The organism is Amycolatopsis sp. MEPSY49, from assembly GCF_051337345.1.
In the GTDB taxonomy this organism is placed as follows: Bacteria; Actinomycetota; Actinomycetes; order Mycobacteriales; family Pseudonocardiaceae; genus Amycolatopsis.
Genome location: NZ_JBDLYJ010000004.1, coordinates 185,244 through 206,120, shown reverse-complemented (window position 1 = coordinate 206,120; position 20,877 = coordinate 185,244). Strand labels below are relative to the sequence as shown.

General features: G+C 70.6%; 18 protein-coding genes. 9 read left to right on the top strand and 9 right to left on the bottom strand.

The annotated features are described in order from the left end of the window. The first annotated feature begins 20 nt into the window (after positions 1 to 20). Genes ABFJ78_RS20425 through ABFJ78_RS20415 form a run of 3 tightly spaced genes read left to right on the top strand, consistent with a single transcriptional unit; the run spans position 21 to position 2,319 of the window. On the top strand, positions 21 to 1,226 hold the full coding sequence (locus ABFJ78_RS20425; protein ID WP_436387962.1) for an LCP family protein: 1,206 nt from the start codon (positions 21 to 23) through the stop codon (positions 1,224 to 1,226). Between the two features lie 41 nt (positions 1,227 to 1,267). Continuing rightward, positions 1,268 to 1,801 (top strand): GNAT family N-acetyltransferase, encoded by a 534-nt coding sequence (locus ABFJ78_RS20420; protein ID WP_436387961.1) that lies wholly within the window; start codon positions 1,268 to 1,270, stop codon positions 1,799 to 1,801. After that, complete coding sequence (locus tag ABFJ78_RS20415; protein ID WP_436387960.1) at positions 1,798 to 2,319, top strand: GNAT family N-acetyltransferase; 522 nt, start codon at positions 1,798 to 1,800, stop codon at positions 2,317 to 2,319. The genes ABFJ78_RS20420 and ABFJ78_RS20415 overlap by 4 nt, the downstream gene beginning before the upstream one ends. Before the next feature lie 195 nt (positions 2,320 to 2,514). On the opposite strand, the gene ABFJ78_RS20410 is transcribed toward ABFJ78_RS20415, so the two are convergent. The 4 genes from ABFJ78_RS20410 to ABFJ78_RS20395 all read right to left on the bottom strand — a co-directional run bounded on the left by ABFJ78_RS20410 (position 2,515) and on the right by ABFJ78_RS20395 (position 7,752). Further along, positions 2,515 to 2,976 (bottom strand): peroxiredoxin, encoded by a 462-nt coding sequence (locus ABFJ78_RS20410; RefSeq protein WP_086672450.1) that lies wholly within the window; start codon positions 2,974 to 2,976, stop codon positions 2,515 to 2,517. A gap of 271 nt (positions 2,977 to 3,247) precedes the next feature. Beyond that, complete coding sequence (locus ABFJ78_RS20405) at positions 3,248 to 5,065, bottom strand: putative bifunctional diguanylate cyclase/phosphodiesterase (protein WP_436388408.1); 1,818 nt, start codon at positions 5,063 to 5,065, stop codon at positions 3,248 to 3,250. Between the two features lie 237 nt (positions 5,066 to 5,302). Continuing rightward, entirely contained in the window at positions 5,303 to 6,763 is a 1,461-nt protein-coding gene (locus ABFJ78_RS20400) for a cytochrome P450 (protein ID WP_436387959.1), read from the bottom strand. 17 nt (positions 6,764 to 6,780) lie between these two features. Next, entirely contained in the window at positions 6,781 to 7,752 is a 972-nt protein-coding gene (locus ABFJ78_RS20395) for a cupin domain-containing protein (protein WP_436387958.1), read from the bottom strand. Positions 7,753 to 7,834: 82 nt separating this feature from the next. Between ABFJ78_RS20395 and ABFJ78_RS20390 the strand changes: the two genes are divergently transcribed. After that, positions 7,835 to 8,239: a pyridoxamine 5'-phosphate oxidase family protein gene (locus ABFJ78_RS20390; protein ID WP_436387957.1), complete on the top strand. Its 405-nt coding sequence runs from the start codon at positions 7,835 to 7,837 to the stop codon at positions 8,237 to 8,239. On the opposite strand, the gene ABFJ78_RS20385 is transcribed toward ABFJ78_RS20390, so the two are convergent. Next, positions 8,233 to 9,150 carry an alpha/beta hydrolase gene (locus tag ABFJ78_RS20385; RefSeq protein ID WP_436387956.1) on the bottom strand — a complete coding sequence of 306 codons (918 nt, stop codon included), beginning with the start codon at positions 9,148 to 9,150 and terminating at the stop codon, positions 8,233 to 8,235. The genes ABFJ78_RS20390 and ABFJ78_RS20385 overlap by 7 nt on opposite strands. 104 nt (positions 9,151 to 9,254) lie before the next feature. Here ABFJ78_RS20385 and ABFJ78_RS20380 point away from each other — a divergent pair, with 104 nt between their 5' ends. Then, positions 9,255 to 9,611 (top strand): DUF2255 family protein, encoded by a 357-nt coding sequence (locus tag ABFJ78_RS20380; RefSeq protein WP_436387955.1) that lies wholly within the window; start codon positions 9,255 to 9,257, stop codon positions 9,609 to 9,611. A 49-nt stretch (positions 9,612 to 9,660) separates the two neighbouring features. On the opposite strand, the gene ABFJ78_RS20375 is transcribed toward ABFJ78_RS20380, so the two are convergent. The 4 genes from ABFJ78_RS20375 to ABFJ78_RS20360 all read right to left on the bottom strand — a co-directional run bounded on the left by ABFJ78_RS20375 (position 9,661) and on the right by ABFJ78_RS20360 (position 15,515). Continuing rightward, complete coding sequence (locus ABFJ78_RS20375) at positions 9,661 to 10,734, bottom strand: ribonucleotide-diphosphate reductase subunit beta (RefSeq protein WP_436387954.1); 1,074 nt, start codon at positions 10,732 to 10,734, stop codon at positions 9,661 to 9,663. 14 nt (positions 10,735 to 10,748) lie between these two features. Next, a complete protein-coding gene (locus tag ABFJ78_RS20370) occupies positions 10,749 to 13,646 on the bottom strand; it encodes a ribonucleoside-diphosphate reductase subunit alpha (RefSeq protein WP_436387953.1) in 2,898 nt (965 codons plus the stop codon). 424 nt (positions 13,647 to 14,070) lie between these two features. Beyond that, on the bottom strand, positions 14,071 to 14,679 hold the full coding sequence (locus ABFJ78_RS20365; RefSeq protein WP_436387952.1) for an acetoacetate decarboxylase family protein: 609 nt from the start codon (positions 14,677 to 14,679) through the stop codon (positions 14,071 to 14,073). Next, positions 14,676 to 15,515, bottom strand: a complete 840-nt coding sequence (locus tag ABFJ78_RS20360) for an enoyl-CoA hydratase-related protein (RefSeq protein WP_436387951.1) — start codon at positions 15,513 to 15,515, stop codon at positions 14,676 to 14,678. Before ABFJ78_RS20360 ends, ABFJ78_RS20365 begins: the two co-directional genes overlap by 4 nt. A gap of 140 nt (positions 15,516 to 15,655) precedes the next feature. On the opposite strand from ABFJ78_RS20360, the gene ABFJ78_RS20355 reads away from it, so the two are divergent. From ABFJ78_RS20355 to ABFJ78_RS20340, 4 genes are read left to right on the top strand one after another with little or no spacing between them, the layout of a single operon-like run. After that, positions 15,656 to 16,447, top strand: a complete 792-nt coding sequence (locus ABFJ78_RS20355) for a TIGR03084 family metal-binding protein (RefSeq protein ID WP_436387950.1) — start codon at positions 15,656 to 15,658, stop codon at positions 16,445 to 16,447. After that, positions 16,444 to 18,132, top strand: coding sequence for an acyclic terpene utilization AtuA family protein (locus tag ABFJ78_RS20350; protein WP_436387949.1), 1,689 nt, complete (start codon positions 16,444 to 16,446; stop codon positions 18,130 to 18,132). Before ABFJ78_RS20355 ends, ABFJ78_RS20350 begins: the two co-directional genes overlap by 4 nt. Next, complete coding sequence (locus ABFJ78_RS20345) at positions 18,129 to 19,277, top strand: acyl-CoA dehydrogenase family protein (RefSeq protein ID WP_436387948.1); 1,149 nt, start codon at positions 18,129 to 18,131, stop codon at positions 19,275 to 19,277. Before ABFJ78_RS20350 ends, ABFJ78_RS20345 begins: the two co-directional genes overlap by 4 nt. Further along, a complete protein-coding gene (locus ABFJ78_RS20340; protein ID WP_191984197.1) occupies positions 19,274 to 20,872 on the top strand; it encodes an acyl-CoA carboxylase subunit beta in 1,599 nt (532 codons plus the stop codon). Before ABFJ78_RS20345 ends, ABFJ78_RS20340 begins: the two co-directional genes overlap by 4 nt. The last annotated feature ends 5 nt before the right edge of the window (positions 20,873 to 20,877 follow it).

Below are 20,877 nucleotides of genomic sequence, written 5' to 3'. Positions count from 1 at the left end.
GTCCGGATCGGGATTGGGTGATGGAGATGACGTACCGTGGCGACGACGGCGGGCGCCGCATGCCGCCCCGGCCTCCCGCGCGTCCCCGGGACCACCAGCGCGCGCAGATGATGCCGCTGCCCGGGCGCGGCCGCAGCCCGTACGACGAGCGCACCCGCCCGATGGGCACCCGCGAGGACGAGCGGCAGTACGCGCCGCCTCCGCCGCCCCGGCGTGACCCGCCGCGTCCGGACGAGGACTACCCGCCGTCCCGGCCGCCGCGCCGGCGTCGCCGCTGGAGCTTCGGCCGGATCCTGCTGACGTTGCTGCTGGTGTTCGTGGTGTTCGTCGCCGGTATCTGGGTCTACCTGGAGTTCTCCATCAAGCGCGTCGACGCGCTCGCCGACTACTCGGGCCGCCCGGTCGCCGCGTCCGGCACCAACTGGCTGATCGTCGGCTCCGACAGCCGGGAAGGCCTCACGGCCGAGGACGAGGAGCGGCTGGCCACCGGTGACGTCGCGGCGGCCGGCGGCGGGCAGCGCACCGACACGATCATGGTCGCGCACATCCCGGACAACTCGACGAAGCCGACGCTGCTGTCGCTGCCGCGCGACTCCCAGGTGAAGATCCCGGGCCACGGCACGAACAAGATCAACGCGGCGTTCTCGCTGGGCGGGCCGTCGCTGCTCGCGCAGACCGTCGAAGGCGCCACCGGGCTGCACATCGACCACTACGCGGAGATCGGCTTCGGCGGGTTCGCCAAGATCGTCGACGCGATCGGCGGGGTCGACATGTGCATCGACAAGGACATGAACGACACGATGACGGGGATCAGCATCAAGGCGGGCTGCCAGTCGCTCGACGGCCGCTCGGCGCTGGGCTTCGTCCGCATGCGCCACAGCGACGCGACGCCGCGGTCGGACCTCGACCGCGTCGCCAACCAGCGCAAGTTCATCGGCGCGCTGGTGAGCCAGATCGCGAGCCCGGGCACGCTGCTCAACCCGTTCCACTTCTTCCCGCTGCTGGGCTCCGGCCCGGACGCGCTGACGATGGACTCGGGCGACCACGTGCACAACCTGGCCGGCCTGGCGATCGCGATGCGCGGCATCTCCTCGGGCGGCGTGGTGACGACGACGGTCCCGGTCACGAACGGCTCGGCGGAGAACTGGGACAAGACGAAGTCGAAGCAGCTGTTCGACGCGCTGAAGAACGACACGGAGATCCCGGACAGCGTCATCGTCAATTAAATCGGGCGCGGTTTCGATTCGGCCGGGGCACCATGGACGCCATGGAGACCCCGGCCGAAACGTTCACCCGTGACGAGTTTTCGCTCACCCGCTGGCAGTCCGGCGACTGCTCGGCCGTCGCGGCCGCGGTTTCGGGGTCCGGCGCGCACCTGGCCGACTGGGTCCCGTGGGCGGCCGGCGGCTACACGCAGGCCGACGCGGCGGAGTTCCTGCGGCTGACGCACGAAAACTGGGAAACCGGCCGGGCGTACGAGTGGGCGATCCGGGTGGCCGGCTCGCTCGCGGGCGCGATCGGCGTGATGACCCGCGACGGCGGCGTCGAGATCGGCTACTGGCTCGCGCGGGAGTTCACCGGCCGCGGTCTGGTGACCCGCGCCGTGACGCTGCTGGTTTCGGACGCGTTCGCGCGTGGCGCGGGGTACGTCGAGATCAAGCACGACGAGGCGAACGTCCGAAGTGGAGCAATCCCGGCCCGGCTCGGGTTTACCGTGGTGCGCAAGGAACTCGCGGACGACGAAGTCCGGCCGGCGGCCTGCGCCGGCGTCAAGCAGGTGTGGCGGAAGGAGAAGCCGTGAAGGAAACCTACCCCGGAGACGGCTTCACGCTGGCCCGCTGGACGTTCGCCGACGAGCCGGAACTCACCGCGGCCGTCAACGGGTCCCTCGACCACCTCGGGGCCTGGCTGATCTGGGCGACCGGCGGCTACAGCGCCGAAGACAGCGCCGAGTTCCTGCAGCGCACCCGGAAGAACTGGGAAAGCGGGGAAACGCACGACTTCGCCATCCGCGTCGACGGCTCGATCGCGGGCGGCATCGGCACGATGGCGCGCGAGGGCGGGGTCGAGATCGGCTACTGGCTGGCGCGGGAGGCGACCGGCCGCGGCCTGATGACCCGCGCGGCGCGGCTGCTCACCGAGGAGGCGTTCCGGTCGGGCGCGGGCTACGTCGAGATCAAGCACGACGAGCTGAACGTCCGAAGTGGAGCCGTGCCGGCGCGGCTGGGCTTCGTGAAGGTGCGCGAAGAGCCGGCCGAGAAACCCCTCGCGCCGTCGTGCGCGGGTGTCAACCACGTCTGGCGTAGGGAGAAGTCGTGAACCTGGGGTACGTGACCGAAGCGGGGCACCGCTGGCTGTGCGAACGTCCGCGCGTCACCCGGACCGCGAGACGCCGGCGCGCCGACGAGACACCCGCTTGGGCTCGCCGGTGCGACGGCCGCCGTCGCGGCGGGTGGCCGGCCGGGCCGCGGCTGCGCCGGCCGCCGCGGGTCTGGCCGCCCCGCCGCTGACCGCTCAGGACACCTTGTCGCGCTCCCGCAGCACCTTGAGCGCCTGGTCGGCGTGGACCGTGAAGTTCAGCTCGCTCTTGATCTTCTCGAGCACCTTGCGGTCCTCGCCGATCACGAAGGTGACGCGCTTGGCGTGCAGCGGCAGCAGTTTCCGCCAGACGCCGAACTGCTTCGCGACCTCACCCTCCACATCGGACAGCAGCGGGTAGTCGAAGCCGTTGGCCTCGGAGAACTGCCGCTGCTTGGTGACGCCGTCCGGGCTGATCCCGATCCGGTGCGCGCCGACCTCGGCGAACTCGGCGGCGAGGTCGCGGAAGTGGCAGCTCTCGGCGGTGCAGCCGCCGGTCATCGCGGCGGGGTAGAAGAACAGCACGACCGGCCCGGTGGCCAGGAAGTCCGACAGCGTGCGCTCGGCGCCCTGGTCGTCGGGCAGCGTGAAGTCGGGGGCGAGGTCTCCGGCGTCCATGGACGTCCCTTCTCGTCGGCGGCAGAACCCATCCTGCCGGGTCTTCGGAGCCACCGCCGCACCGGCTTGGTCTACCCGCCGGGGTGCCGCGGCGATGGCGGTCCAGCGACAGGCCCAAGCGCCCCAAGGCGGCCTTGGTTGCTCCATCCATGCCCCCGCCGCCACCCTCAACGGAGGCGCTTCGCGCCGCAGTGCTGATTCAACGCACCCAAGGCGGCCTTGGTTGCGTCTGACGCACCGAAGGCCACATTGGGGCGCTTCCAGGGGCCGGTCAGGTGACGGGGTGCCGGGCGATCAGCTCGTCGACCTCGTCGCCGGTGGCCGAGTCCGTCACGAACGGCCCGCGGGCCGCCAGCACGCCCAGCTGACGCAACCGGGCCGCCTGCTCGTGCGTGCGGACCCCCTCCGCGCCCACGCGGAGCTTCAGCTCGCGTGCCCGCGTCACCAGCTGCGTCAGGTGGCGCAACGCCGGCTCCGGTGGGGAGTCCGTGTCCAGCGCGTCGACCACCGGGCCGGACAGGATCACGTGGTGGACCGGCAGCCGGTGCTGCGGGATCAGCTCCAGGTCGGCCGAGCCCGAGATCGTCAGCACCAGCTGCGTGCCCAGCTCGGACAGCACCGCGAACGAGTCCAGGACCTCGCCGCGCGGGTCGAGGACCGAGTCGCGGTCCGTGCACAGCCGGAGCGCGTTGGCCGGCAGCTCGTGCTTGTCCAGCTGCTCCTTCACCAGCATGACCAGGTCCGGGTCGATGGCCAGCCGCGTCGGCAGCCGGACGCACACGTCCGGGGCCGCGTCGCCGAAGCGGGCGCGCCAGCGGGCCGTCGCCGCCAGGGACTCCGCCAGCAGCCAGCGTCCCAGCGGCACCGTCATCCCCGTCGTCTGGGCCAGCGGGTAGAACTCGTCCGAATCCAGCTCGCCCTTCTCCGGGTGGTTCCAGCGCAGGCCGGCGTTGACCGCGGCGAGGCAGTCGGGGGCGGAGAGCTTCACCGTGGGCTGGTAGACGAGCGAGAACTCGCCGTTTTCCAGTGCTCCGGCGATCACCGCGCCCAGCTGGTAGCGGCCGCGGTCGCGGGCGTCCAGCTCGGGGTCGAACAGCATCCACTGCGCCTTGCCGGCCTCCTTGGCCCGGTGCAGCGCGATCTCCGCCGCCCGCAGCAGCTCCGCCGCACCGCCCTCGACGGCCGCGCGCACCACGATGCCCGCGCTCGCGCTCACGCCGATGCCGTGCCCGCCCAGGTAGATCGGCTCGTTGAGGTCCTCCAGGGCTCGCTCGACGAGCTCGACGACCTCGGCGGCGGTGAGCTTCCCGCGCAGCAGCACCGCGAAGCCGTCGCCGGACAGGCGCGCGACGAACCCGTCGTGGTGGCCGGTGAACACCGCCGACAGCTTGCCCGCGACCCCGCGCAGCACCTGGTCGCCGACCCCGGCGCCGAGGCCGTCGTTGACCACCTTGAAGCCGTCGACGTCGAGGTAGATCAACGCGATGTCGTCGCGCGCGCCGGCGCCGAGCGCCGCTTCGAGCTTGGTGGTGAACGACGACGCGTTCGGCAGCCCGGTCAGCGGGTCGTGCACGTTCTGGTGCAGCAGCCGCTCCTGCAGCAGGTGCAGCTCGTTCGCGTCGGACACCATCAGCACCGGGTAGACCGACCCCGGCCGGTCGCCGGGCAGCCGGGCGAGGGTGACGTCGGCCCAGAGCTGCCCGTCCGCGGTGTGGTCGAGCAGCATCCGCTCCTGGTACCGCTCACGTCCGTTGCGCACCTGCTCGAGCCCGGCTTTGAGCCGCGAGACGTCGTGGTCGGTCGAGCCGAGGTCGGTGAGGTGCCGGCCGCGCAGCTTGTCCGGCGAGCAGCCGAGCAGCTGGCCGAGCGCGAGGTTGGCCTCGACGATCTCGCCGCCGGGATCGGCGAGCGCGATCCCCATCGGCGACGCGGCGTACAGCGCCGTGAACCGCTGCAGGGCGCCGTCGTGGCCCGGGCCGGCGTGGTCGACCGCGTCGTGCGCGATCTCGAGCAGCAGTGGCTCCAGCTCCTCCGGGGGAAGTGTTACTCCTTTGGTGTCGGCCAACGTCGCCGCCCACCTGCGCGCCACGTCCAGCAGTCCTGGCGCGGCACCGGGCTCAGGCACACTCCACCTCTTCATGCACGGGTCAGGCCAGTTCAGCCGCGGTGTCGGGGATCATGAACCCACACTAGGTACCCCTCGGCCGCGACCGATGCCACGCCATCATGCGCGTAACGGGGTGTCTACCGGCTGAACGAGTGAACGAATCTCCACAAGCGGTAACTTTTTGTCACACCCCGTATGCAGTGGCAGACGGTACCCGGGTCAGCGACGGGTCAACCGCACCGGAAGACCGTCGGCGGGGACCGGCAGGGACACGTAGTCCCACTTCGCGGTGTAACTCTCCGGAACCGACCAGCGGTACGCCCGCAGCATTTCGTGCATCAGCAACTTCACCTCGAGGCTGCCGAAGTGGAGCCCGATGCACTTGTGCGCGCCGCCGCCGAACGGCATCCACGCCATCCGGTGCGACTTGTCCTCGCGCCGCGGCTCGGCGAAGCGCTCCGGGTCGAACTCGAAGGGGTTCGTCCAGCACTCGGGCGTGAAGTGGTTGACCGTCGGCGAGACGCCGCACAGGGTCCCGGCGGGGATGTAGTGGCCGAGGACCTCGGTGTCCTTGACGGTCTGGCGGGTCAGCGACGGCACCGGCGCGACGAGCCGCAGCGCCTCCTTCATCACGAGGTCCAGCGTCTCCAGCTGGTCGATCGCCTCGATGTCGAGGACGTCGTCGCCGAGGGCCAGCGACTCCGCGCGGGCGCGCTCCTGCCACTCCGGGTGCTTGGCGAGGTAGTACGCCATGGCGCTGCTGGTGATGGTCGTCGTGTCGTGCGCGGCCATCATCAGGAAGATCATGTGGTTGACGATGTCGGTGTCGGTGAAGCGGTCGCCGTCTTCGGTGGTGGCGTGGCAGAGCGCGGTGAAGAGGTCGTCACCGTCCGACTTGCGCTTGGCGGGCAGGGTTTCGCTGAAGTAGCGCTCGAGCACCTTCCGCCCGTGCAGGCCCGCCGACCAGCGGCCGCCGGGCACCGGGAAGCGCACCAGCGCGGTGCCGGCGCGCACGGAGCTGACGAACGCGCGGTTGATCCGGTGGGAGTCGGCGCCGCTGCGCATCCCCATGAACACGCGCGTCGCGACGTCGAGGGTGAGCTGCTTGAGCGCCCAGTACAGCCGTGGCCGTTCGTTCGATCCCCAGCTCGCGACGCCTTCGCGCAGCGCCGGGCCCATCTCGTTGACGTAGCCCGTGAGCCGGGCCCGGGTGAAGGCCTCCTGCATGATCCGGCGGTGCAGGTGGTGCTCGCCGAAGTCCATCAGCATCAGGCCGCGCTCGAAGAACTTCTCGATGAAGAACTTCCAGCCTTCCTGCGAGAATGCCTTGTCCTTGTTGACGAGCGCGATCTGCGTGGCCTCCGGCCCGGACAGCGCGACGATCCGCCGGCCGAAGCCGCCGGTCCACGACACCGGGCCGTAGAGCTCGTAGCGGCGCAGGCCGAAGGCGGGACCAAAGCGCATCATCTCGAGCATGTGCCCGACGACCGGCGGGCCTTCGTCGCCGAGGACGGGCTTGAGGCCGCTGCCCGCGGGCGGCGTCGCGAGCTCCTTGACCGGCCAGCGCGACCGCAGCCAGCGTTCGTCGACCTTGTGCGGCAGCGGGAGCGCCGTCAGGGGCGGAACGCGTTCGCGCAGTGCTTCGGCGGCTCGGCTGACGGTGCCCGGCAAAACGACCATCTCCCCGCTGAGATCGGCTACCCCTCCACGATGCACCCTTGTTGACGGTCTGACAACACCTGGGCGGGCCTCTTTTCGGGTGGCTTCCCGGCGCGCCGGACGGCGGAGGGGTTGCTGCCGCGCACCCGCTTGAACGCGGCGCTGAACGAGAACGCGTCGGCGTACCCGACGGCGCGGGCGACCTCCGCGACGGTCGCGCTGTCCCGCTCGGCCAGGAGGTCGGCCGCGAGCGTCATGCGGTGGCGGGTGAGGTAGGTCAGCGGCGGTTCGCCGACCAGCTCGCCGAACCGCTTCGCCAGCGTCGAGCGCGACACACCGGTGCGGGCGGCCAGCGTCCCGACCGTCCACGGCGCCGCCGGCTCGGCGTGCAGGAGCCGCAGCGCGTGGCCGACGACCGGGTCGCGCTGGGCGGTCCACCACGCCGGGGGCGCACCGCCGGGCCGGTCGAACCACTCGCGCAGCGTGCAGACGAGCATCCAGTCCAGCAGCCGGTCGAGCACCACCTGCTGGCCCGGCGCGTCGACGGCGACCTCGGCGGCGAGGTGGTCGAGCACGGCGTCGCCGGTGCCGCCGCCGGCGACGCGCAGCACGACGGGCAGCGCGTCGAGCAGCCGGCGGCCGATCTCGCCGCGGACGGGGTACGCGCCGGTGATGAGGGTCGTCGTGCCGTCGCCGGAGTCGTGCCAGCCACGCCGGTGCCGGGTCCCGCCCTGCTCGGGCGCGGCGCAGAACTCCCCGCAGTCGACGGGTTCGGCGGTCGTGCCGGGTTCGTCGACGAAGGTGAACGTCCCGGGCCCGCGCACGACGACCGTGTCGTAGGCGTCGAGCGGTTCCGGCGTCCCGTGGTCCGGCACGATCCAGCCGCCGCCGGCGAGGACGGTGCACAGGGTCAGCGGCGCGCCGTCGACGAAGCGCAGGGCCCAGGGCGGGGACAGGACCGAGCTGCCGAAGAGCGAGCCGTGGGCCCGCAGGTCACCGAACGCGTCCACCTGGCCGAGATTAGACGATCGCGTAGGTGATCCGGCGTTTCACCCATGGAATCGTCCGACCCGGTCGGGTTGACTGGCCGTCATGAACGCATTGACCTCCGAGGACCTCGAGTTCCTCCGCCGCCCGCTGCACGGGTTCCTGACGGTGGCGGGAGCCGAGCCCCGCCCGGTCTGGTTCGAGGCGACGGCCGAAGGCACGATCGAGCTGTTCACGGAACCGGACTCGCCGAAGGTGCGGCGGGTGCGCCGCGACCCCCGCGCGTCGCTCGTCGTGGCGGCGCCGGTGGGGGAGCGCGAACGGTGGGTTTCGGTCACCGGCCGGGTATCCGTCGAATCCGGTGGGGCGCACGATCTCGCGTCCCGGTTGGCTGCGCGCTACTGGGATCTCGACGACCCGGTCCGCGCCGCGGACCTCAAGGAAATCCTTGCGGTCGACCAGCTTCGCCTGGTGGTCCACCCGGAGAAGGTGCGCCGCTACGTCTACTGAGCCAGGTTGGCGGTGAAGTACTTTGCCAGCTTCTCGACGGCGAGGTCGATGTACTCGCGCTTGTCGTAGAGGTCGACGTGGCTCGCGCCCTCGATCCAGTGGACCTCCGCGGGGCCGGTGGCGCGCCGGTGGGCTTCCAGGCCCATCCACGCGGTGACGGCGCGCTCGCCGAGGATCTGCAGCATCGGGCGCGGGCCGATCAGCGGGACGGCGTGGAAGACGTCGCTCGCGGCCATCTTGTCGACGCTGTCCCAGGTCAGGAACTTCGCCGAGCGCTCGTGGTAGCCGCGGGCGCCGCAGTAGTATTCCCAGCCCTCGACGCCGTGCTGCCCGCCGAGCGCGCCGGCTTCCGCGGCGGTCTCGGGGAACATCGTGAGCACGCCCGGGTCCGCACCGCGGGCGGCCGCGGTGCGGGCCTGCGCGGCGGCGTCGAGCAGGCCCTGGAAGACGGCCGGGTCCTGGGTGCCGTCGGCGCCGTAGCGGAACTGGCGGGCGGGTTCGGCGGTACACACGGTCGCCACCGCCTTGACCCGGTGGTCGCCACCGGTGGCGGCGAGCGAGTAGCCGCCGGAGGCGCAGATGCCCAGCAGCCCGATCCGGCCGGCGTCGGCCTCGGGCCGGGTGGTGAGGAACGAGACGGCGGCCTTGAAGTCTTCGATCCGCTGGGCGGGGTCTTCGAGGCCACGCGGCAGGCCGCCGGACTCGCCCTGGTGGGCGGCGTCGAAGGCCAGGGTGACGAAGCCGCGGTCGGCCATCAGCCGGGCGTACGTCCCGGAGGTCTGCTCCTTGACGCCGGTCCCGGGGTGACCGACGACGAGGGCCGGGCGCGGGGTGTCCGCGTCGTCGGGGACGTACAGGTGCGCGGCGATGTCGATGCCGGCGCTGGTGAAGGTGACGGTGGTTTTGGTCATGAAGACACCTTCGCCCCGGATCAAGGGGTGGAAAAGCCGACAGTTCCTGCCTGGGAAGGATCCTGCCCCCGCACGCGACCCCGGGGAAGCTCCACACTGGAACCATGACCACCTGGACACCCGAAGACCTCGCCCGGCTCGCCGAGAGCTACTCCCTCGTCCTGACCGCCGGGGACGGTGGCGGGCCCGGCGTCGAGATCGGCATGGCGGTCGTCGACGGCGGGGTCTACGTCCGCGCCTACCGCGGCGTCCGCTCGCGCTGGTACCGCGCGGCGAGCGACCACGGCCACGGCCGGATCGAGCTGGACGGCGTCACCCGCGAAGTGTCGTTCACGACCGGTCTCGAACCGCCCGCCGGGCTCGACGCCGCCTTCGCCGGCAAGTACGGACCCGTGTCCGACGCCCTCGTCGCGAGCCCCGAGGCCCGGGCCGCGACGATCAGGATCGACCCGGCTCCGTGAAAAAGCCCGGCCACGCCTCGAAAGGCGCGGCCGGGCCCAGTGCGGGAGATCAGTCCCAGTCGAGGGCGCCGCCCGACTGGTACTCGATGACGCGGGTCTCGAAGAAGTTCTTCTCCTTCTTCAGGTCCATCGCCTCGGACATCCACGGGAACGGGTTCTCGGTCTCGCCGAAGATCGGGGCCAGCCCGATCTGCTGCGCGCGGCGGTCGGTGATGAAGTGCATGTACTGCTCGCACAGCTGCGCCGACAGGCCGAGCATGCCGCGCGGCATCGTGTCGCGCGCGTAGTTGACCTCGAGCTCGCACGCCTCCTTCAGCATCCCGCGGACCTCTTCCTGGAACTCGGGCGTCCACAGGTGCGGGTTCTCGATCTTGATCTGGTTGATGCAGTCGATGCCGAAGTTCAGGTGGATCGACTCGTCGCGCAGGATGTACTGGTACTGCTCGGCGATGCCGACCATCTTGTTCCGGCGGCCCAGCGACAGGATCTGCGCGAAGCCGGTGTAGAACCACATGCCCTCGAAGATCACGTAGAACGCGACGAGGTCACGCAGGAACGCCTGGTCGGCCTCCGGCGTCCCGGTCTCGAAGTCCGGGTTCTCCAGGTTCTGCGTGTACTTCAGCGCCCACGCGTCCTTGTCCGAAATGGACGGGACCTCGCGGTACATGTTGAACAGCTCGCCCTCGACCAGGCCGAGGCTCTCGCAGATGTACTGGAAGGTGTGCGTGTGCACGGCCTCCTCGAACGCCTGGCGCAGCAGGTACTGGCGGCACTCGGGGTTGGTGATCTGCCGGTACACCGCGAGCACGATGTTGTTGGCCACCAAGGATTCCGCGGTCGCGAAGAAGCCCAGGTTGCGCTTGAGCATCTGCCGCTCGTCCTCGGTGAGGCCGTCCTTCGACTTCCACAGCGCGATGTCGGCCTGCATGGCGACCTCGGTCGGCATCCAGTGGTTGTTGCAGCCGGCGAGGTACTTCTCCCAGGCCCACGTGTACTTCATCGGCAGCAGCTGGTTGACGTCGGCGCGCGCGTTGATCATGCGCTTGTCGTCGACGTTGATCCGGGCGGCGCCGACCTCGATCTCCCCGAGGCCGGTCGCGTCCGTGGTCTCCACGTTCGTCATGTTCGTCAAGTTCCTTACTGGCAGGCTTCGCAGTCGGGGTCGTCGATGCGGCAGGCGGCGCCTTCGGTGGCCACGAAGTCGACGTCCGGCGCCGGCTCCGGGGTCGGCGTCGGCGCCGGAGCGGGCACCGGGGCCGGGGCGGCGGCCGCGGGAGCCGGGGCCGGGGTGGCCGAGACGGCGTTCAGCTTGCCGTCGGTGCCGCGCAGGGTGCTCTTCTCCACGTGCGTCGCGGACTGCGCCCGCAGGTAGTACGTGGTCTTGAGGCCCTTGTGCCACGCGTAGCGGTACAGCTCGTCGAGCTTGCGGCCGCTCGGCGCCGCGATGTACAGGTTCAGCGACTGCGCCTGGTCGATCCACTTCTGGCGCACCGAACCGGCGTCGACGATCCACTTCGACTCGATCTCGAACGCCGTGGCGTACAGCGCCTTCAGGTCGTCCGGCACGCGGTCGATCTGGCCGAGGCTGCCGTCGAAGTACTTGAGGTCGCTGACCATGACCTCGTCCCAGAGCCCGCGCTCCTTGAGGCTCTTGACCAGGTGCGGGTTCACGACGGTGAAGTCGCCGGACATGTTCGACTTGACGAACAGGTTCTGGAACAGCGGCTCGATCGACTGCCCGACGCCCGAGATGTTGGAGATCGTCGCGGTCGGCGCGATCGCCATCACGTTGGAGTTGCGCATGCCGACGGTCTTGACGCGCTCGCGCAGCGGCGCCCAGTCCAAAGTGGACGACAGGTCGACGTCGAGGCCGTCACCCTGGCGCGCGTCGATGAGCAGCTGCATCGAGTCGATCGGCAGGATGCCCTTGCTCCACAGCGATCCCTCGAACGACTGGTACTGCCCGCGCTCCTCGGCGAGGTCGGTCGACGCCGAGATCGCGTAGTAGGACAGGTGCTCCATGGAGACGTCGGCGAACTTGACGGCCTCTTCGGAGGCGAACGGGACGCCGATCTCGAACAGCGCGTCCTGGAAGCCCATGATGCCCAGGCCGACCGGGCGGTGGCGCAGGTTGGAGCGGCGCGCCTCCGGGATCGTGTAGAAGTTGATGTCGATCACGTTGTCCAGCATGCGGACGGCCGTGCGCACGGTCTTCTCGAGGCGCTCGGTGTCCAAACCGGACGGAGTGACGTGCTTGAGCAGGTTCACCGAGCCGAGGTTGCAGACCGCGACCTCGTCGGTGGTGGTGTTCAGCGTGATCTCGGTGCACAGGTTGGACGAGTGCACGACGCCGACGTGCTGCTGCGGCGAGCGCAGGTTGCACGGGTCCTTGAACGTGATCCACGGGTGGCCGGTCTCGAACAGCATGGTCAGCATGCGGCGCCACAGGTCGACCGCGCGGATCCGGCGGAACACCTTGATCTCGCCGCGGTCGGCCATCGCCTCGTACTCGCGGTAGCGGGCGGCGAACTCGTTGCCGTAGAGGTCGTGCAGGTCCGGCGTCTCGTTCGGCGAGAACAGCGTCCACTCGGCGTTCGCCTCGACGCGGCGGAGGAACTCGTCGGGCACCCAGTTCGCGGTGTTCATGTCGTGGGTGCGGCGGCGGTCGTCGCCGGTGTTCTTGCGCAGGTCGAGGAACTCCTCGATGTCCACGTGCCAGGTCTCGAGGTACGCGCAGGCCGCGCCCTTGCGCTTGCCGCCCTGGTTGACCGCGACGGCGGTGTCGTTGGCGATCTTGAGGAACGGCACGACACCCTGCGACTGGCCGTTGGTGCCCTTGATGTGGGCGCCGAGGCCGCGGACCGGGGTCCAGTCGTTGCCGAGGCCGCCCGAGTACTTGGCCAGCAGCGCGTTGTTCTTGTACGCCTGGAAGATCGAGTCCAGGTCGTCGTCCACCGTGGTCAGGAAGCAGGACGACAGCTGCGGGCGCGTGGTGCCCGAGTTGAACAGCGTCGGGGTGGACGCCATGAAGTGGAAGCTCGACAGCAGCTCGTAGAACTCGATCGCGCGGGCTTCGCGGTCCTTCTCGCGGATGGCCAGGCCCATGGCGACGCGCATGAAGAACGCCTGCGGCAGCTCGAAGCGGGTGCCGTCGTGGTGCTGGAAGTACCGGTCGTAGAGCGTCTGCAGGCCGAGGAACCCGAAGTCGAGGTCGCGCTCGGGTCGGATCGCGGCGGTGATCTTGTCGAGGTCGAAGCGCTGCAGCTCGGCGTCGACCAGCTCCAGCTCGATCGCGCGGCGCAGGTAGGCGCGGAAGTACGCGGGGTACTCGGTGGCCATCTCGTCCTGGCTGGCCTGGCGCGGCTTGCCGGCCAGGTAGCTCAGGGCCTCGCCGCGCAGCTTGTCCAGCAGCAGGCGGGCGGAGACGAAGGAGTAGTTCGGCTCCTGCTCGACGAGCACGCGGGCGGCCAGGACCTGGGCCAGTGCCAGCTCGTCGGCGCTGATGCCGTCGTAGAGGTTGCGCTTGGCCTCGGCCAGCACCGGCTCGGCGTCGACGTCCTCGAGCCCGGCGACGGCCTCGCCCACGACGTGGGACACGCGAGCCCAGTCGAGCGGGCGCAGGACGCCGTCGGCGCCCTTGACGTTCAGGGCGACCTCGGCCGCGGCGGGCTTGGCGGCCTCGCGGGCCTTGCTGCGCTCCTCGCGGTAGAGGACGTAGGCGCGGGCGACCTTGTGGTGCTCGCCGCGCATGAGGGCGAGCTCGACGATGTCCTGGATCTGCTCGATGTGCAGGGCGGTCTCGGGGCCGGCGTGGCGCAGCAGGGTGGTCTCGACCTGCTGGGTCAGCTCGGCGACGACGTGGTGCACGCGGGAGGACGCGGCGGCGTCGCCGCCCTCGACCGCGAGGAACGCCTTGGTCAGCGCGACGGAGATCTTGCCGGCGTCGAACGGCGACACGCTGCCGTCCCGCCGGATGACCCGGATCGCGGTGGGGGTGTCCGCGGCGGAGGGCCGCTGACCGGTTTCGACTGACATGCGTGTCTCCAAGTTTTGGGCGCGTTGGATCGCCGCACGGCCTCACGAGGCCGTGCGCTGCAGGTTCTTCAAAGCTGCCCGGCGACCCTCTGCAGCGGTCTCCCCGTCGCTGGGGGCTGCCGGTCACCAGAGACTACATGTAGGGGTGATCACCCGCACGGGCCCCAAGGGGTGGCGTGTCGCGGCCTCACCCTGGCGGGTTACGTGATCACCGAGAGGAGCAGTTCAGAGTGCGTGGGCGCGCTTGCGGCGGTAGGTTTCGAGGCCGCTTCGGCCTGGGTGGACCGCGGGTGCCCAGTGGTCCGGTCGGGCGCGCGGGCGGGCCGATGACGTGAATGACTCATTCATGTCGTCTGGTGACATGAATGAGTCATTCACTACGTGCGGGGCGGGGCGGGGCCGGGCCGGGGTGGGGCGCGCGAGGTCAGGCGCCGAAGCGCAACTCGGAAGCCGGGAGCTCCAGGCTCGTCACCGGGCGGCGGCCGTCGAGGTAACCCAGCGGGCCGTCCGGGTTGAAGCTCCAGTCCGCCGACGCCGGGCGCGGCCGGACCTTCGCGCCGACCGGGGTCCGAAGCAGCCCGTCGCGCTCCTGGACGACCTCGAACGACGTCGGCACCCGCAGGGGCAGGGCCGGGCGGCGCTTGAACGCCGCCGTCGCGATCCAGGCGTCGGACGTCGCCGCGGTCGCCGTGAACGTGCGGTCGCCGGTCGTGAAGTCCAGCGTGGCCAGGTCCTTCGGGATCGCCCACAGCTCGCGCCCGCCCGCCAGGGACGTCTCGCTGTCCACCCAGATCTCGGTGATGGAGCACGAAACCCGGCGCGCCTTGATCGACACCGCGGCCAGCAGCTCGTGGTACGCCAGCTGTCCCGGCGGGGTGTAGTCGATCCACGCCGTGAACACCGACGCCTGGCCCGCGACGAGCAGCGGCGACGCGCCGGCGGGCAGCGAAGGCAGGCGAGAAGGCGGCACCCGCCAGATCGAGACGCGCGCGTCGGCGGTCAGGTGCCAGGGCTGCGGTGGGTAGCGGCTCATTTGTCCAACCAGGGGAGGTACGACGGCAGGTCCTTGTCGACGCGCATGCCGAACGACGGCGGCCGCTTCTGCAGGAACGACAGCACGCCCTCGACGGCATCCGGGCTCGTACCCAGACCGCCGATCAGCTTCGAATCGAGTTCGTGCACCGGGAACGGCGACTCGGCGCTCGCCATCCGGTAGAGCAGCTGGCGGGTCACCGCGACCGACACCGGCGCGGTGTTCGCGATGATCTCGCGGGCCAGCGCGTAGGCCTCGTCGAGCACGGTGCCGGCCGGGAACACCTTGTGCACCAAGCCCTTTTCGAGAGCCTCGGCCGCGGGGAACACACGGCCGCTGATCATCCAGTCGAGCGCCGTGCCCATGCCGACGAGCCGCGGGAGGAACCAGGCCGACGCGCCTTCGGGGTAGATCCCGCGCCGCGTGAACACGAAGCCGAAGCGCGAGTCCGCCGAGGCGAGGCGGTAGTCACAGGGGAGGGTGATCGTGCTGCCCGCGCCGACCGCCGCGCCGTGCAGGGCCGCGATCACCGGCTTGTTCATCGCGAAGATCCGCTTCGAGCACCGGCCGGCGGGCTCCTGCCACGCGGCGTCCGGCCCGGTCGACGGGTCGAAGTCGAAGCCGCCCTGCGACAGATCCGCGCCCACGCAGAAGTCCTTGCCCGCGCCGGTCAGCACGACCACGCGGACGTCCTCGTCGTGGTCGGCGCGGTCCATCGCGGCGCCGAGCTCGTCGGCCATCCGGATCGTGTAGCCGTTGCGCGCCTCGGGGCGGTTGAGCGTCACCGTGGCGATCCGGTCCGCGACGGCGTAGGTGATCTCGGCGTAGTCGGCCATGCCAGGAAACTATTGCAGACCGGCACTACTGGCAAGATGTCAATAGTGGGTCCGCAGCGTCCGGGGCGAAACAATCAGGCGTGCTTGATTTTTCCGGCCGCCGGTGCGACGCTGGGCGCCAGGACGCAAGGAGGCGGGCGATGGCGGATCTCGGCGTGATCCTCGGGGATCTCGACGCGGAGACACGGACGATCGACGACGTGGTGGCGGACCTGCCCGCGTCGGACTGGGCGCGGGCCACCCCCGCCGAGGGGTGGACGATCGCGCACCAGATCGCCCACCTGGCCTGGACCGACCGGAAGGCCCTGATCGCCGCGGCCCACCCGGAGGACTGGCAGGCCGAGGTCGAGGAACTGCTCAAGGCCGGAGCGACCTACGTCGACGACGGCGCCGCGGCCGGGGCCGAGCGGCCGCCGCACGAAATCCTCGATGACTGGCGTTCCGGGCGTGCCGCGCTGGCCGAAGCGCTCGCCGCGGTGCCGGACGGGCGGAAACTGCCCTGGTACGGCCCGCCGATGAGCGCCGCCTCGATGGCGACCGCGCGGATGATGGAGACCTGGGCGCACGGCCAGGACGTCTTCGACGCCCTCGGCCTGACCCGCGAGCCGACCGCGCGGCTGTGGCATATCGCCCGCTTCGGCACGCGTACCCGCGACTTCGCCTACCTGACCAACTCGCTCGCGCCGCCGGCGGAGGAGTTCCGCGTCGAACTGGCCGCGCCGGACGGCTCCACCTGGGCGTTCGGCCCGGAGGACGCCGAGCAGAAGCTGACCGGCGGCGCGCTGGACTTCTGCCTGGTCGTCACGCAGCGGCGGCACCCGGCCGACACCGACCTCGTCGCGCACGGCGCCGACGTCGAAGAGTGGCTGACCATCGCGCAGGCCTTTGCCGGGCCTCCTGGCGAAGGCCGGAAGCCGGGGCAGTTCGCATGACCTACCGCATCGGCAACGCGTCCGGCTTCTACGGCGACCGGTTCTCCGCGGTCCGCGAGATGCTCACCGGCGGCCCCCTCGACGTCCTGACCGGCGACTACCTCGCCGAGCTGACCATGCTCATCCTCGGCCGCGACCGGATGAAGGACGCCAACCGCGGCTACGCCAAGACGTTCCTGCGCCAGATGGAGGAAAACCTCGGCCTGGCTCAGGAAAAGGGTGTCAAGATCGTCGCCAACGCGGGTGGGCTCAACCCCGCCGGACTCGCCGACGCGCTGCGCGAACTGGCGGCCAAGCTGGGACTGGACGTCAAGATCGCGCACGTCGAAGGCGACGACCTGGTCGCCCGCGCGGACGAGCTGGACCTCGGGAAACCGTTGACCGCCAACGCTTATCTCGGTGCGTGGGGCATCGTCGAATGCCTGAACGCGGGTGCCGACGTCGTCGTCACCGGCCGGGTCACCGACGCCTCGGTGATCGTCGGCCCGGCCGCCGCGCACTACGGCTGGGCCCGCGACGACTTCGACGCCCTCGCCGGCGCGGTCGCGGCCGGGCACGTCATCGAATGCGGTGCCCAGGCGACCGGCGGCAACTACGCCTTCTTCACCGAGCACTCCCTGGGCGTACCGGGTTTCCCGATCGCCGAGATCGAGGCCGACGGCTCCAGCGTCATCACCAAGCACCCCGGCACCGGGGGAGTGGTGAACACGGGCACGGTCCGGGCGCAGCTGCTGTACGAGATCACCGGCGCGCGCTACGCCGGACCCGACGTCACGACGCGGATCGACACGCTGTCGCTGACCGAAGACGGGCCCGACCGCGTCCGCATCTCCGGTGTCCGCGGGGAAGCGCCGCCGCCGACCCTCAAAGTCGCGCTGAACACCCTCGGCGGGTTCCGCAACGAGACGACGTTCGTCCTCACCGGACTCGACATCGAGGCGAAGGCCGCGCTGGTGAAGGAACAACTCGAAGCGTCCTTGAAGGACCGGCCGCCCGCCGACGTCCGGTGGACCCTCGCCCGGACCGACCACGCCGACGCCGACACCGAGCAGACGGCCAGCGCGCTGCTGCACGTCGCCGTCAAGGACGCCGACCCGAAGGTCGCCGGGCGCGCCTTCACCGGCGCCGCCGTCGAACTGGCCTTGGCCAGCTACCCCGGCTTCCACGTCACCGCGCCGCCGTCGGACGCCTCGCCGTACGGCGTCTACACCGCGGCCTATGTGGACGCTTCGCGAGTCCCGCACGTGGCCGTGCTGCCGGACGGCATGCGTGTCGACATAGCGCCTTCGACGTCCACTCAGGACCTGTCCGATGTGGACGAGCCCGCGCTGCCCGAACCCCTGGACCACGGGCCGGTGCGCCGCGCGCCCCTGGGCACCATCGCCGGGGCCCGCAGCGGGGACAAGGGCGGCAACGCCAACCTCGGCGTCTGGGTGCGCTCGGAAGAGGCCTGGCGGTGGCTGGTGCACCGGCTGACCGTGGCCGAGTTCAAGCTCCTGCTTCCCGAAACCGCCGACCTGCCGGTGACGCGGTACCTGCTGCCCAACCTGTGGGCGATGAACTTCGTCGTCGAAGGCATCCTCGGGGAGGGCGTCGCGTCGCAGGCGCGGTTCGACCCGCAGGCGAAGGCCTTCGGCGAGTGGCTGCGCTCCCGCGAGATCGACGTCCCGGAGGTGCTGCTGTGACCGACCCCTTCCGGACGCCCGAGCGCGCCGAGCTGCGCAAGACCGTGCGCCGGTTCGTCGAGCAGGAGGTCCTGCCGCACCTCGACGACTGGGAGCGCGAGGGCGAGCTGCCGCGCAACCTGCACCGCAAGGCCGGTGACCTCGGCCTGCTCGGCGTGGCCTTCCCCGAGGAGATCGGCGGGGGAGACGGCAACTACCTCGACGCGCTGGTCGTGGCCGAGGAGATGCACTACGCGGGCGGGTCCGGCGGGCTCTTCGCGTCGCTGTTCACCTGCGGCATCGCCGTCCCGCACATCGCCGAGGCCGGTGACCCCGTCCAAATCGAACGCTGGGTCCGCCCGACGTTGGCGGGCGACAAGATCGGCTCGCTGGCCGTCACCGAACCCGATGGTGGGTCCGACGTCGCCGGCGTCCGGACCACCGCCGTCCGCGAGGGCGACGAATACGTCATCAACGGCGCCAAGACCTACATCACCTCCGGCTGCCGCGCGGACTTCGTCACGACGGTCGTGCGCACCGGCGGCGACGGCGCCCATGGGCTTTCGCTGATCGTCGTCGAGCGCGGGACGCCCGGGTTCACCGTGTCGCGCAAGCTGGAGAAGATGGGCTGGCTCTGCTCCGACACCGCCGAACTGTCCTACGTGGACGTACGGGTGCCGGTGGAGAACCTCGTCGGCGCCGAGAACAGCGGCTTCGCGCAGGTGGCCACCCAGTTCGTCACCGAACGGCTTTCCCTGGCCGTGCAGGCGTACGCGCACGCCCAGCGGGCCCTCGACCTGACGCTGGACTGGTGCCGGCTGCGCGAGACGTTCGGCCGGCCGCTCATCTCGCGGCAGGTCGTGCAGCACAAGCTCACCGAGATGGCGCGTCGCGTGGACGTGGCCCGGACCTACACCCGGCAGGCCGCGATCCGGCACGTCTCGGGCGAAGACGTCATCGCCGAAGCCTGTTTCGCGAAGAACACCGCCGTCGAAGCCGCCGAGTGGGTGGTCAACGAGGCCGTCCAGCTGCACGGCGGGCTCGGCTACATGCGCGAATCCGAAGTGGAACGGCACTACCGCGACGTCCGGATCCTCGGCATCGGCGGCGGCACCACCGAGATCCTCACCGGCCTGGCCGCGAAGCGATTGGGATACACCTCGTGACTACCTTGAGGTCCACAGTGGACACGCGGGCCGCCGAGTTCGGCGCGAACCGCGAGGCGATGCTGGAGAAGCTCGCCGAAATCGATGCCGAGCAGGCCAAGGCCGTGGCCGGCGGCGGCGAGAAGTACGTCGAACGCCACCGCAAGCGCGGGAAGCTCCTGGCCCGCGAACGGATCGAGCTGCTGCTCGACCAGGACTCGCCGTTCCTGGAGCTGTCGCCGCTGGCCGCCTGGGGCACCGACTACCGCGTCGGCGCGAGCCTGGTGACCGGCATCGGCGTCGTCGAAGGCGTCGAGTGCCTGATTTCGGCCAGCGACCCGACGGTCAAGGGCGGGGCGAGCAACCCTTGGACCACGAAGAAGTCCTTCCGAGCGGCGGACATCGCCGCGCAGAACCGGCTGCCGTCGATCAACCTCGTCGAGTCCGGTGGCGCGGACCTGCCGACGCAGAAGGAGATCTTCATCCCGGGCGGGCGGATCTTCCGCGACATCACGCGCGCCTCGGCCGCGGGCTGTCCCACGGTCGCGCTGGTCTTCGGCAACTCCACCGCCGGCGGGGCGTACCTGCCGGGCATGTCGGACTACGTCGTGATGGTCAAGGAACGCGCGAAGGTGTTCCTCGGCGGGCCACCGCTGGTCAAGATGGCGACCGGCGAAGAGTCGGACGACGAGTCGCTCGGCGGTGCCGAGATGCACGCGCGGACGTCCGGCCTGGCCGACTACCTGGCCGTCGACGAGCAGGACGCGATCCGACTGGGCCGCAACATCATCAAACGGCTCAACTGGACCAAGCAGGGGCCGACGCCGAAGCCGGACTACGAAGAGCCGCTGTACGACGCCGAGGACCTGCTCGGCATCGTCCCGACCGACCTCAAGGTGCCGTTCGACCCGCGCGAGGTCATCGCCCGCGTCGTCGACGGCTCCGACTTCGACGAGTTCAAGCCGCTCTACGGCTCTTCGCTGGTGACCGGCTGGGCGAGCATCCACGGCTACCCGGTCGGTGTCCTCGCCAACGCCCAAGGCGTGCTGTTCGGCGAGGAGTCGCAGAAGGCCGCGCAGTTCATCCAGCTGGCCAACCAGATCGACACGCCGCTGGTGTTCCTGCACAACACGACCGGCTACATGGTCGGCAAGGAGTACGAGCAGAGCGGCATCATCAAGCACGGCGCGATGATGATCAACGCGGTGTCGAACTCGAAGGTGCCGCACCTGTCCGTCCTCATGGGAGCGTCCTACGGCGCCGGCCACTACGGCATGTGCGGCCGGGCCTACGACCCCCGCTTCCTGTTCGCGTGGCCGAGCGCGAAGTCCGCGGTGATGGGCCCGGCGCAGCTGGCCGGCGTGCTGTCCATCGTGGCCCGCGCGGCGGCCGAAAGCCGGGGTCAGGAGTACAACGAGGAGCACGACAAGGCCATGCGCGCCATGGTGGAAGGCCAGATCGAAGCCGAGTCGATGCCGATGTTCCTCTCCGGCATGCTCTACGACGACGGCATCATCGACCCGCGCGACACCCGCACCGTGCTGGGCCTGAGCCTGTCCGCGATCCACAATGGACCAGTGAAGGGCGCCGAGGGCTTCGGCGTCTTCCGGATGTGAGCGAG